Origin of the sequence: Azomonas macrocytogenes, assembly GCF_014191985.1 — a bacterium.
In the GTDB taxonomy this organism is placed as follows: Bacteria; Pseudomonadota; Gammaproteobacteria; order Pseudomonadales; family Pseudomonadaceae; genus Azomonas; species Azomonas macrocytogenes.
The window spans coordinates 1-11140 of record NZ_JACHXI010000036.1 but is presented as its reverse complement, the minus strand read 5'-3'; the positions used below and the strand labels follow the sequence as shown (position 1 = coordinate 11140).

Here is an 11140-nt window from a genome sequence, read left to right as displayed (position 1 = left end):
CTTGGCTACCTGTCGCCCAACGACTATGCCAGGAAGATGAAGCAGGCCGCTTGACCCCGTGCTTCTTGGCGTCCGTTCTCAGGGGACAGGTTCACTCTGCTTATTACGTTTCCCTGATTTAAACATTTCGCTTATTTGCTCAATGGTAGGGCGATCCTGTTGAGTGATTTCTTCTACCGTTTGCAGAGTCTCAATGACTTGCCGGTGTTCGCGCTTAAGGTAGTTGAGCATGTCGTCAGTAGAAAAAAAGCATTTTCGTAGTTCCGTTTGCAGGGGGCTTGCCTTTGGTAACGGATCCAGCGTATCGCCAATGCTTTGGGGCTCTAATGCGTTATAGAGTTCTAATGGAATGACAGCGGACATGGCACATCTCATTTGTAAAGAAGAAAGTAAAACTCAATGCAGTAAAGACGCATATTCCATTCACGCAATGAAACAGTTTGTCGCAGATTAATGTTGTGCTGTTATCCGTCAGTCGATGCTCGGCTCACAAGCGCTGGCCCAGTCATCAATGGCACACAGATCAGTAGCCATAGTGCGTCGGTCCAGGATGCGGGGTTTCGATATCGACGCCCGCGGGCGGTGCGGTGGTCCACTCGGCAATCAACTCATCACCGGCATGCTATCGATCGGAAGCTCACGTTAAAACGCTCTGCCAATGCACCCAATTGCTTATCCAGCGTCCAGAACCTTGCTCCAGGCGTGATGACTGTCGATGCCAGCAGTTGAAGATCAATCAGCCCACAGCCCTGCCCGAATAAATGTCCGTGCTCAATAAAGGCGAGCACTTCCTGCAGGCTAGCTTGATTGACGGGCTGTAGGCTCATCAGATCAGCCAGAGTTTGTTTTCGGTTTGGGGGCGTTCCGCAGGCAATTTCCCCTATCACCAATGGATGAGCCAGAACACTGTCTCGCTCAAGCAATCGAATGAGTGCATCACTTGGCTCACGAAAATGAGCGACCCAAACCGAAGTATCGACAAGCACATCGTTCAATCATCAGCCCCCATCGCTTGCTCATCGCGATGGCGAGGAATATCCGGCATATCAGGTGCAGAGCCACCCAGCGCCGCCAAGCGTTTCGCCCGCTGCACACGAACAAACGTCTTGAAGGCTTCCCGAAATAAATCGGCCTTGTCCATCGCCGGGTCGGCCAGTTCAAGCGCCTGCTGATAAAGATTGTCGTCAAGCGTAACCGTAGTTCTCATACGCCCTCCTGCATCATTAGTGATGCAACTTTAATCCAATTTTGATGCATTCCAACATGAATCGATGAGCATGGTTATGGCGACGACAGGAGATTCTGAATCAGTAGGCTATGCGGGAATGAAGCTCACGCATTATCGAAGTGGGGGAACAGCTTAGATTGCGAGGCCATTTATTTACGTAGCCTACAGCTAGATAGATGGTGGAAGGGGTGGTCATCATGACCACGGTTGACGGGAAATCAGATACGTATGGACGATCCTTTGGTATGTGCTGGAAAAATTTCCAGCACATGTTGAGAGCCTGTCATCCAGGCCAGCGCCTGCTGGGGCGCGCATTGAGGGCAGCTCCTTCCTACCTGTTCTCAAGCCAAGGCAAGTCCGGAGTTATGCCTGCCAACGCCATCCGCAAATCGATGCTTCCCCATGAAACGCGGAGTTATTTTGAGGCGAGAAAATCAACGGTACTTTCGAGAAGTGCTACCCAAAGTGATCCCTAAAACACACAAAACAAAAAAGGCCCACATTGCTGTGAGCCTCTATTTATATGGTGCCGGCACCAAGAGTCGAACTCGGGACCTACTGATTACAAGTCAGTTGCTCTACCAGCTGAGCTATACCGGCAAAAGTGGCGTGCATTATAGCGATTGCGCTGCTGAAGTAAACCTTTGAAAACACTTAGTTGCGTTCGGCGAGCAGCATCAGGTTGCGCGGGGTCAGGGCATGGCTGCAGAAGGTGCCCAGGCGTACGGTGTAGCCGTGTTCTTGCAGGAGCAGGGCTTGGTCGAGCAGGAGCCATAGTTCCAGTGGACGGCGGAACAACGTGCGAACGAGTTCGAGGTTGCGGACTTGAGCCAGGCGTTGCCAGCCGTGTTGTTCGAGCGCTTGCCAGTTTTCGCTTACAGGTTGCGAAAGGTTCTTGAGTGCAGCCAGGTCGCGACAGTACTGCTCGAAAGGCTTGTGCAGCCAGTCGCTGGGCAGGGATGGGGTGGGCAGGTAGCTGTCCTGTTGGCGCAAGCGGCGCTGCAGCAGGTCGAAGCCGAGGCGCCAGGCCATGGAACGGTCGCGCTGGCGGCGTACACGGTTGCCGGCGGTAATGGTTTCACTCAGAGGCAGGCGCAGGTCATCCTGATCGAGTTGCAGGCTGGAGGCACGGCCTGCATGGGAAAGCGGCTGATAGTTCGTGCCCTGAATACGGTTGTAGCAGCAGGGCGCGAGCGCCAGTTGTCGGCAACCATGGGTAATGGCTGCCTGGATGAGGCGCACGTGCAGGTCACCACAGGCGTGTAGTGCGATTGGGGTGTGTTCTGGCTGGAAGCGTTCGGCGATATCGTCAGCGAGCACATCCTGTTGCAAGTGATTAAGCTGAATTCCCAGGCGCTGACTGAGCAAATGGCCGGATTCGACCAGTTCGGCTTTCCATTCCAGGCATGTCGACGGTGTACCGTTGCTGGCCAACAGGCGTCCAAGATGTCCTTTGCCGGCGCACCAGTCCAGCCAGTGGCGGGGTGGTTGCGAGAATTGCAAACAACCGGAGAACGCTTGGATTTGCTGCCATTTGCGGCCGGGAATATCCACGCAAAGACGTGTCGCGGATGCTGGCGAGAAGACGGTGGTCGGTAGCGCTGCGACCTTGCTGAGCCGTCTGGCGGTGTCGGCCAGTTCGGGAAAGGGTGAGGGTGCAGGTATTGCAAATGGATCGTTATGCTCTTTTTCCGCTTCTTCCAGTGTGCGCCGGCGCAGCCAGCCGGCCATGGCCGGATGCTGTTTTTCCCAGGGTAATTCCAGAAAGGTGAAAGGGCGTGGACGCCAAAGGCCCTCATGCTGCCGGATGAAATGATCCAGCGCCTGGAAATGCTCAATCAACGTCATGTGCGATCCGCTGGCGCTGGTAGCGAGCTCAGGCGCTTTCCTCATCGATTGGGTAGCGGCTGGCATTGAGGCTTTCCTTGATCTTGCGCAGGTGCGGCTGGAAGTCCGCGCCTCGGCGCAAGGTCATGCCGGTGGCAAGCACGTCGAGTACGGTGAGCTGAATGATCCGTGAGCTCATGGGCATATAGATATCGGTATTTTCTGGCCGTGGAATATTCAGCGTCAGGCTGGAGGCTTGAGCCAGCGGTGAATCATTGACCGTCAAGCTGAGCACAGAGGCACCGTTCTGCCGTGCCAGGTGGGTAATTTCCACCAGTTCGCGGGTTCGTCCGGTATAAGAGATCATCACGAACAGATCACCGGTCCGGCTGACCGACGCGAGCATGCGCTGCATCAGCACGTCGGAGTGCGCGGAAACCGCAAGATTGAAGCGGAAGAATTTATGCTGCGCATCCAGGGCGACCGCTGCCGAGGCGCCGAGCCCGAAAAAATGAATCTGCCGGGCCTGAATCATCATATCCACGGCACGGCTTACCTGATGCGGGTCCAGGTTTTGCCAGGCGCTGTCCAGCGAGGCGATAGCGCTGCCGAAAATTTTCCGGGTGTAAGCCTCTGCGCCATCGTCGGGTTCCACTGCCTGGCTCACGTAGGCAGCGCCACTGGCCAGGCTTTGGACCAGTTGCATCTTCAGCTCAGGGTAGCCACTGACATTGAACGAGCGGCAGAAACGGTTGACCGTCGGTTCGCTGACCTGGGCGAGCTGGGCCAATGCCGCGGCACTATAGTGAACCGCCTGCTGCGGATCGCGCAGAATCGCTGCGGCGACCTTGCGTTCGGCCTTGTTCAATTCTTCAGCGCGGTTCTGGATCTGTTCCAGCAGGTTGCGCGCATAATCCATGACAGCTCCCGGAGATGGTGATACGACGGCGGCTATCGTACTGAGCCGTCTGCATTAGCGCGACTGAAAAATGAATAAATGTAGTTTTAATACTACATAGGTAGAAGCTTGAACTTCAGGACATCGAACTGGAATGTCGATACTGCGTTCACGTACTGATGTCTGCCGGGTAGTACAGGCTTTTATCGAAAAATATATGCCTGGCCGCTTTCAAGGCGCTGGCACGAATAGTATCGTTAGCTTGCTATGCGGAATCGCTTCCCTTCGATTCGCAAATGAAAGATATTATCGATAACTACAACAAGCTGGCCAGCATCTTACCGACAGCTTGATCGCAACCGGTCATCCGGTAGCCAAGCCGGATGCGGCGCCCATCACGGGATGGATAACGCCTGCATACCGGCCTGCGGACTTTCCCACCTCATCTGTCGAACCTGGCCTATCGTGAAACTCTGATTTCGGCGTGTGCCGGAGTACCAGGGCGTCCGCAGATCGACGCTAAGCCATATCGATACGCAACCTCCAGCAAGCATTGAAGTAGCAAGGAGACAAGATAGAAATGAGTAAGAAAGACACCCTTTACACCGATGTGATCACATCCGAGACCGTCAATGGCGCAGCTGTATCCAGCCAGACCAACAAGGCCCTGGCCTGGATAGCAGGCACCCTGGTCACGTTCACCCTGTTCGATATTCTGTTCGAATCCCCGAACCGGCTGGTCGATGGCATGATGACCAATATGTGCTGGGGAGAAGCCTATAGCCAGATGGGGCCTTACGGAAATCCACTGAAAGACGCCTGCCAGGCCATGTCGCGCGATTTCGAGACGAAATACGGACCTTCCATCTTCGTCATCAGGCAATGAGCAGCTACCGCATCGTCGCCGCTGGCCGAATGATGCCGTTCCGGGCCGGATAGGGCGCTTGGCCCGTTTTTGCCGACTTCCGGAACTGGCCTTGATCGTCCTGTGGTGGCGATATCAATAAATGCTGAAAGGAAAGTACTTGCTGTTTATCTGCTGATAAGTGCCATCAGCAACGATTTCATCCAGCGCCTTGTTCAGCTTTTCACGCAGGCTGTTATCACCCTTGCGCACGGCAATGCCGATCCGATCATTATCATAGACCGGTTCGCCCTTGAATTCGAAAGCCTTGCCTGCCTTGCCCTGCAACCATTCCCATTGCGTGAAGCGATCGGCCAGCATGCCATCGATCTTGCCAGCGGCCAGATCGGCATAGGCGGCTTCCTGCGTGTCGTAGAGTCTGATATTGACCACATTGCCGAAGCTCTCCTGCAGCCAGGTGCTGGCAACGGTTTCTCGCTGCACGGCGATTGCCTTGCCGGATAGACCCTGCTGGTCGATGGTCAATGTGCTCGACTGGGGCGCAATGAATTGCAGGCGGTCGGTGTAATAGGGCTTGGTAAAGTCGACGATCTGGCTGCGTTCCTGGGTGATGGACATGGAGGCGGCCAGAAAGTCGAAGCGGCCACTGTTCAACGCCGGAATGATTTCTTGCCAGTTGACGGTCACTATCTCGCATTCCACTCTCATTTTGGCGCAGAGGGCATGGGCGATATCGATATCGAAGCCGACCGGCTGACGACTGGCGTTGATGTGATTGAATGGTGGATAAGCGCCTTCCGTGCCGATCCTGAGCTTGTCCACGGCGGATGCCTGGGTATTGATAAACAGAATGGCTGCGGCAGCCAACCACAGCTTCCGATAGCTTCTCATCCTTACTACTCCCCAACAGTGATTCCAACTTTTTTAGAATATGCCGATACCAGGCGTGTTTCACTGCGGCTTTCGGCTCGACTGGCGGTACAGCAGGCGCGTCTGTCGACGAAAAGCGCGCATGCCATGTGCGGCCATGGTTTTCCCGGCGACACTTGATTAGACTGACAGCAGTTCTTGTCGGGGTGCCTTGATGCGAAGGCTGAGATCGGACCGTTCCGAATCCCGTTGAACCTGATCAGGTTAGGGCCTGCGTAGGGAAACAAGATGTCCTCGCCATGGCGGGTGCTCTGGCACCGTCCCCTCAGGTTCGCTCCGACAATTTTCCAGGAGCCAGCCGATGCGTGTAGAACAACCGAAGAACCTCAGCGAATCCGCCCAGGTCGATCAGCAATCCGTCCAGCCTTTTCCACGCTCGAAAAAAGTCTACGTTCAAGGATCGCGCCCCGATATCCGTGTGCCCATGCGCGAAATCGGCCTGGATGTCACCCCCACCGCCTTTGGCGGCGAGATCAACGCTCCGGTTACCGTCTACGATACCTCCGGCCCCTATACCGATCCTGAGGTGACGATCGACGTCCGCCAGGGCCTGGCCGATGTGCGCTCGGCCTGGATCGACGAACGTGGTGACACTGAACGCCTGCCCGGGCTGACCTCCGAATTCGGCCAGCGCCGTCTGTCCGACCCGGAACTGACCGCCATGCGCTTCGCCCATGTGCACAACCCGCGCCGGGCCAAGGCCGGGCAGAACGTCAGCCAGATGCACTATGCGAAAAAAGGCATTATCACGCCCGAGATGGAATACGTGGCCATCCGCGAGAACATGAAGCTGGCCGAGGCCCGTGAAGCCGGCCTGCTGATCGAGCAGCACCGTGGGCAAAGCTTCGGTGCCAGCATCCCGCAGGAAATCACACCCGAATTCGTGCGCGAGGAAGTGGCGCGGGGCAGGGCGATCATCCCGGCCAACATCAACCATGTGGAACTGGAGCCGATGATCATCGGCCGCAATTTCCTGGTGAAGATCAACGGCAACATCGGCAATTCGGCACTGGGATCGAGCATCGAGGAAGAAGTCGCCAAGCTGACCTGGGGCATCCGCTGGGGCTCGGATACGGTGATGGACTTGTCCACCGGCAAGCACATCCATGAAACCCGCGAATGGATCATCCGCAACTCGCCGGTGCCCATCGGCACTGTGCCGATCTACCAGGCGCTGGAAAAAGTCGGCGGCATCGCCGAAGACCTGACCTGGGAGCTGTTCCGCGACACCCTGATCGAACAGGCCGAACAGGGTGTGGACTACTTCACCATCCATGCCGGCGTGCTGCTGCGTTATGTACCGCTCTCTGCCAAACGTGTCACCGGCATCGTTTCACGCGGGGGTTCGATCATGGCCAAGTGGTGCCTGGCGCATCACCAGGAGAACTTCCTCTATACCCATTTCGAGGAAATCTGCGAAATCATGAAGGCCTATGACGTGGCCTTCTCCCTGGGTGACGGCTTGCGGCCGGGCTCCATCGCCGATGCCAACGACGCCGCCCAGTTCGGCGAACTGGAAACCCTCGGCGAGCTGACCAAGATCGCCTGGAAGCACGATGTGCAGACCATGATCGAAGGTCCCGGCCATGTGCCGATGCAGATGATCAAGGAGAACATGGACAAGCAGCTCGAATGTTGCGACGAGGCCCCGTTCTACACCCTCGGCCCGCTGACCACCGACATCGCCCCCGGCTACGACCACATCACCAGCGGCATCGGCGCGGCGATGATCGGCTGGTTCGGTTGCGCCATGCTCTGCTACGTCACGCCCAAGGAGCACCTGGGCCTGCCGAACAAGGACGATGTGAAGACCGGCATCATCACCTACAAGATCGCTGCCCACGCCGCCGACCTCGCCAAGGGGCATCCCGGCGCGCAGATCCGCGACAACGCCTTGTCCAAGGCGCGCTTCGAATTCCGCTGGGCAGACCAGTTCAACCTCGGTCTCGATCCGGACACTGCGCGCAGCTACCACGACGAGACGCTGCCCAAGGACTCGGCCAAGGTTGCGCATTTCTGTTCCATGTGCGGGCCGAAGTTCTGTTCCATGAAAATCACCCAGGAAGTGCGTGACTACGCCAAAGAGCATGGCCTGCCTGAGGAAAGCAAAGCCATCGAAGCGGGCTTCAAGGAACAGGCCGAACGCTTCAAGGTCGAGGGTTCGGTGATCTACAAGCAGGTCTGAAGCGCCAAGCGCCGACCTGTGGAGTGTCTTTCCGTCGAGCCGCCGTTCTGCGAACGCCGGCATGATCTTTACTTCCAGTGTGTACTACTGCACGGGAGGATCGATGATGAACGGCTATGTGGATGTATTCCTGCTGCCCGTCGCCCGCAACCGGCTCGACCAGTACAAGGAGATCGCCTGCCAGGCCGGGGCACTGTGGAAAGAGCATGGTGCCCAGAAGTATTGGGAGTGTGTGGGTGACGACCTGCAGGTGGATGACATGCGCTCCTTCACCGAGCTAGCGGGAGCTACTGCGGATGAAGTGGTGGTCTGTTCCTGGATCGTCTATGACTCGAGGGAGCAACGTGATCAAGTAAACGCGGCGGTGATGGCGGACCCGCGGATGCAAGAAATGATGGCGGTCTGCGAGCAGACGTTCGACTGCAAGCGCATGGCTTGCGGTGGCTTCGGCCCTCTGGTCGTGCTGTGCTAGGGCCTGTTGACACTACTGTCGCGAGCCGCGTCAGTAGTGTCAACAGACCCTGTGCCCGCTTGACCGCTAAACGAAAAGTTACTTTCTCGTTCAGCCTTGGTTTGCAGGCTGTTCAGCAATCAGGACGATAATCGGAAGATCTATTCAAGGACTCTTCCATGGAAATACTCTTCCTGATCGCCCTGATTGTGCTCAATGGCATTTTCGCCATGTCCGAAATCGCCCTGGTCACGGCACGCAGGGCACGCCTGGCAAAGCTTGCCGAAGAAGGGGATGGTCAAGCCATCGTTGCCATCAAGCTTGGCGAAGAGCCCACGCGTTTTCTTTCCACCGTGCAGATCGGCATCACTTCCATCGGTATTCTCAACGGTATCGTCGGCGAAGCAGCGCTGGCCGGGCCCCTGGCCGGTTGGTTGCAGGGTTTTGGTCTGACCCAGGAAGCAAGCGCGCTCAGCGCGACCGTGCTGGTCGTGGTGTTGATCACCTACGTTTCGATTGTAATCGGCGAACTGGTGCCCAAGCGTATCGGGCAGATCGACCCCGAAGGCATCGCCCGTATCGTTGCCAAGCCTATGAACATCCTGTCGATCATCGTGCGGCCTTTCGTGTATCTGTTATCCCTTTCAACGTCCGCAGTCCTGAAGCTGATGGGGCGCCGGGAAACCCAGAGGTCGATCGTCACCGAAGAAGAAATCCAGGCACTGCTGTTGGAAGGCTCCGAAGCTGGAGTCATCGAAAAGAGCGAGCACGACATGGTACGCAACGTGTTTCGCCTCGATGATCGGTACATCTGCTCATTGATGGTGCCGCGTTCCGAAGTCGTCTGGCTGGATGCCGACCGGCCCACAGACGAAAACCTGGCGCTGGTAAGCACATCGCAGTATTCCTGTTTTCCAGTCTGTCGTGGCGGTATGGACAACATCCTGGGCATCGTTACCGCCAAGCAACTGTTCATCCAGGCCTTGAACGGCACAGAATTCGACCTTATCCGGGATTTGCAACCGCCTACCTATGTGCCGGAAACCCTGACCGGCATGGAACTATTGACTCGGCTGCGTGCTTCCGGCACCCAGGTCGTCTTCGTGATCGACGAATATGGCGAAGTACAGGGAATGGTGACATTGCTCGACCTGGTCGAAGCGGTCACAGGAGAACTGCAACCCGAACATGCGGACGAATCCTGGGCCGTCCAGCGCGAAGATGGCTCCTGGCTACTTGACGGGCTTATCCCGCTGATCGAAATGAAAGACCTTCTGGGCCTGAAGTCCGTACCCGAAGAGGAAAGAAAGCGTTACCACACCCTGTCCGGCATGATGATGTGGCTATTGGGACGCCTGCCCAATACTGGCGACATCGCCACCTGGCAACACTGGCGCTTCGAAGTCGTCGACCTCGACGGAAGGCGGATCGACAAAGTGCTGGCCAGTCGCCTGCCCGAGCCGACAATCAATACCCCCCCGGAATCCTGAGAAGAATCGGCCATGCGCAAAAGCGCATAAATCAGATTTGGCCGGGATTCAACCTGTCGAATGTAAAAAACCTGGCGGTTTCACTCGGTGCTTTGTAACCAAATTAAGCCAGGTATGCCCTGAAGGCCCCGTTTTATGGGATATGAAGAAAAAAGCCGTAGGGTACTCAAGTTATGTTACAGACTCATGGCTTTTGTTGGTTATAACCTACAAACCATTCGATCTAGAATGGATTCCGCCGCAACAAGGCAGAACAATAACCAACTATTCATCACCTTGTTCGGGCATTGCTGAAACGGCTGTGCAAGAGCCATTGGCATACTCGAACACTTGGAGGTAAACATGAAGAAGGCAATCCTCATCGCTACGCTCGCCTGCCTGCCGGGGTTGGCATTGGCAACAACCCCCAGTGCACAGGATGAATTCGAAAAAGACATGAATCTGAAACAGTACACCTACGGCATGAAACTGGACATCAAGCGGGTCGTTTACATATCCGATCGCCCGCATAGTTGCAGGGTAGAGCCAATGACCATGGTATATGAGGACTCGAAAAACGAGCAGCATACTTTGGAATACCTGGCCATGGGCTCCAACTGCAACGGCTGATCTTGATCGCTGTATCGTAGAATATATAAGTTTTTGAGCATCTGTCATGCGTCTTGTCACAATAATCTACGCAGCTAGACAGCGGTTAAATCCTTGGTGAACAGGGCAGAAAGCAACAACAAGAAACGCCCTGTTTTCCTTCTATAGGTATAAGCATGCTCGCCTGGCCTATTCGCTAGCATTGGCAAACCGGAACACTTCAACGAGAACTTATTTGCAACAGCATTTTCTTCTTGATCTGACCGGGGCGTGTCATCAATTGGGCAAAATTTTAATACGCCTGTCATTTCAGCAAAGGAACCTGAGCTGCCCGCTGGTAAGGTCCATATAGCGCTGGCGCCCAGTTAAAACCTTTACCAGTCTGAGTAACATGTCCAATCCCCGGGAATGGAAGGTGGGCTGCCGCCAACCACTCACCATTCTTCGCCAATTTGGCAAACTCATCTTCTCGCGCCTGTGTAGCTTTACGAGGATCAACATCAAATCTGATGGCGACCTCGGGATGAGAAAACTGCACAGCCGCATTGTGAATCAAATCACCAATAAAGCCGATGGCAGCACTGCCAGAGGCAAATCTATACACAGTACTGCCAGGCGTATGGCCGACCGCGTACGACGTTTTTACTTCAGGAATCGGGGATTCCGGCGGCACGAATG

General features: G+C 55.8%; 12 protein-coding genes, 1 tRNA gene, 1 pseudogene and 1 riboswitch. Of the genes and pseudogenes, 6 read left to right on the top strand and 8 right to left on the bottom strand.

Annotated elements, in window-relative coordinates; translation table 11 throughout:
* Positions 1-78: 78 nt before the first annotated feature.
* The 3 genes from FHR87_RS18265 to FHR87_RS18255 all read right to left on the bottom strand — a co-directional run bounded on the left by FHR87_RS18265 (position 79) and on the right by FHR87_RS18255 (position 1207).
* On the bottom strand, positions 79-363 hold the full coding sequence (locus FHR87_RS18265) for a hypothetical protein (RefSeq protein WP_183168202.1): 285 nt from the start codon (positions 361-363) through the stop codon (positions 79-81).
* A 248-nt stretch (positions 364-611) separates the two neighbouring features.
* On the bottom strand, positions 612-986 hold the full coding sequence (locus FHR87_RS18260) for a type II toxin-antitoxin system VapC family toxin (protein WP_338021274.1): 375 nt from the start codon (positions 984-986) through the stop codon (positions 612-614).
* Positions 987-991: 5 nt separating this feature from the next.
* Entirely contained in the window at positions 992-1207 is a 216-nt protein-coding gene (locus FHR87_RS18255; protein WP_183168200.1) for a type II toxin-antitoxin system VapB family antitoxin, read from the bottom strand.
* A gap of 218 nt (positions 1208-1425) precedes the next feature.
* On the opposite strand from FHR87_RS18255, the gene FHR87_RS18250 reads away from it, so the two are divergent.
* On the top strand, positions 1426-1704 hold the full coding sequence (locus FHR87_RS18250) for a hypothetical protein (RefSeq protein ID WP_183168199.1): 279 nt from the start codon (positions 1426-1428) through the stop codon (positions 1702-1704).
* A gap of 48 nt (positions 1705-1752) precedes the next feature.
* Here the strand turns inward: FHR87_RS18250 and FHR87_RS18245 are convergent.
* The 3 genes from FHR87_RS18245 to FHR87_RS18235 all read right to left on the bottom strand — a co-directional run bounded on the left by FHR87_RS18245 (position 1753) and on the right by FHR87_RS18235 (position 3974).
* Positions 1753-1828: transfer RNA gene (locus FHR87_RS18245), tRNA-Thr, on the bottom strand.
* A 54-nt stretch (positions 1829-1882) separates the two neighbouring features.
* A complete protein-coding gene (locus FHR87_RS18240) occupies positions 1883-3076 on the bottom strand; it encodes a methyltransferase (RefSeq protein ID WP_183168198.1) in 1194 nt (397 codons plus the stop codon).
* A gap of 28 nt (positions 3077-3104) precedes the next feature.
* Positions 3105-3974, bottom strand: a complete 870-nt coding sequence (locus FHR87_RS18235) for a MurR/RpiR family transcriptional regulator (RefSeq protein ID WP_183168197.1) — start codon at positions 3972-3974, stop codon at positions 3105-3107.
* Between the two features lie 559 nt (positions 3975-4533).
* Between FHR87_RS18235 and FHR87_RS18230 the strand changes: the two genes are divergently transcribed.
* On the top strand, positions 4534-4839 hold the full coding sequence (locus tag FHR87_RS18230; RefSeq protein ID WP_183168196.1) for a hypothetical protein: 306 nt from the start codon (positions 4534-4536) through the stop codon (positions 4837-4839).
* Between the two features lie 114 nt (positions 4840-4953).
* Here the strand turns inward: FHR87_RS18230 and FHR87_RS18225 are convergent, their stop codons facing one another.
* Positions 4954-5709, bottom strand: coding sequence for a transporter substrate-binding domain-containing protein (locus tag FHR87_RS18225; RefSeq protein WP_183168195.1), 756 nt, complete (start codon positions 5707-5709; stop codon positions 4954-4956).
* Positions 5710-5880: 171 nt separating this feature from the next.
* Positions 5881-5988, top strand: a riboswitch (TPP riboswitch).
* Between the two features lie 61 nt (positions 5989-6049).
* Here FHR87_RS18225 and thiC point away from each other — a divergent pair.
* From thiC to FHR87_RS18205, 4 genes are all read left to right on the top strand, one after another.
* On the top strand, positions 6050-7933 hold the full coding sequence (gene thiC / locus FHR87_RS18220; RefSeq protein WP_183168194.1) for a phosphomethylpyrimidine synthase ThiC: 1884 nt from the start codon (positions 6050-6052) through the stop codon (positions 7931-7933).
* Between the two features lie 61 nt (positions 7934-7994).
* Positions 7995-8405 carry a DUF1428 domain-containing protein gene (locus tag FHR87_RS18215; protein WP_221189924.1) on the top strand — a complete coding sequence of 137 codons (411 nt, stop codon included), beginning with the start codon at positions 7995-7997 and terminating at the stop codon, positions 8403-8405.
* 158 nt (positions 8406-8563) lie between these two features.
* Positions 8564-9874, top strand: coding sequence for a hemolysin family protein (locus FHR87_RS18210; RefSeq protein WP_183168193.1), 1311 nt, complete (start codon positions 8564-8566; stop codon positions 9872-9874).
* Positions 9875-10216: 342 nt separating this feature from the next.
* A complete protein-coding gene (locus FHR87_RS18205; protein ID WP_183168192.1) occupies positions 10217-10483 on the top strand; it encodes a DUF2790 domain-containing protein in 267 nt (88 codons plus the stop codon).
* A gap of 283 nt (positions 10484-10766) precedes the next feature.
* Here FHR87_RS18205 and FHR87_RS18200 read toward each other — a convergent pair.
* A pseudogene (locus FHR87_RS18200) lies at positions 10767-11140 on the bottom strand (MBL fold metallo-hydrolase); the annotation flags it as partial.

Bases quoted from the DNA above. Each gene is read 5' to 3' on its own strand.
- FHR87_RS18265 (WP_183168202.1), bottom strand. From the start codon at position 363: ATGTCCGCTGTCATTCCATTAGAACTCTATAACGCATTAGAGCCCCAA.
- FHR87_RS18255 (WP_183168200.1), bottom strand. From the start codon at position 1,207: ATGAGAACTACGGTTACGCTTGACGACAATCTTTATCAGCAGGCGCTT.
- FHR87_RS18250 (WP_183168199.1), top strand. From the start codon at position 1,426: ATGACCACGGTTGACGGGAAATCAGATACGTATGGACGATCCTTTGGT.
- FHR87_RS18240 (WP_183168198.1), bottom strand. From the start codon at position 3,076: ATGACGTTGATTGAGCATTTCCAGGCGCTGGATCATTTCATCCGGCAG.
- FHR87_RS18235 (WP_183168197.1), bottom strand. From the start codon at position 3,974: ATGGATTATGCGCGCAACCTGCTGGAACAGATCCAGAACCGCGCTGAA.
- FHR87_RS18230 (WP_183168196.1), top strand. From the start codon at position 4,534: ATGAGTAAGAAAGACACCCTTTACACCGATGTGATCACATCCGAGACC.
- FHR87_RS18225 (WP_183168195.1), bottom strand. From the start codon at position 5,709: ATGAGAAGCTATCGGAAGCTGTGGTTGGCTGCCGCAGCCATTCTGTTT.
- thiC (WP_183168194.1), top strand. From the start codon at position 6,050: ATGCGTGTAGAACAACCGAAGAACCTCAGCGAATCCGCCCAGGTCGAT.
- FHR87_RS18215 (WP_221189924.1), top strand. From the start codon at position 7,995: ATGATCTTTACTTCCAGTGTGTACTACTGCACGGGAGGATCGATGATG.
- FHR87_RS18210 (WP_183168193.1), top strand. From the start codon at position 8,564: ATGGAAATACTCTTCCTGATCGCCCTGATTGTGCTCAATGGCATTTTC.
- FHR87_RS18205 (WP_183168192.1), top strand. From the start codon at position 10,217: ATGAAGAAGGCAATCCTCATCGCTACGCTCGCCTGCCTGCCGGGGTTG.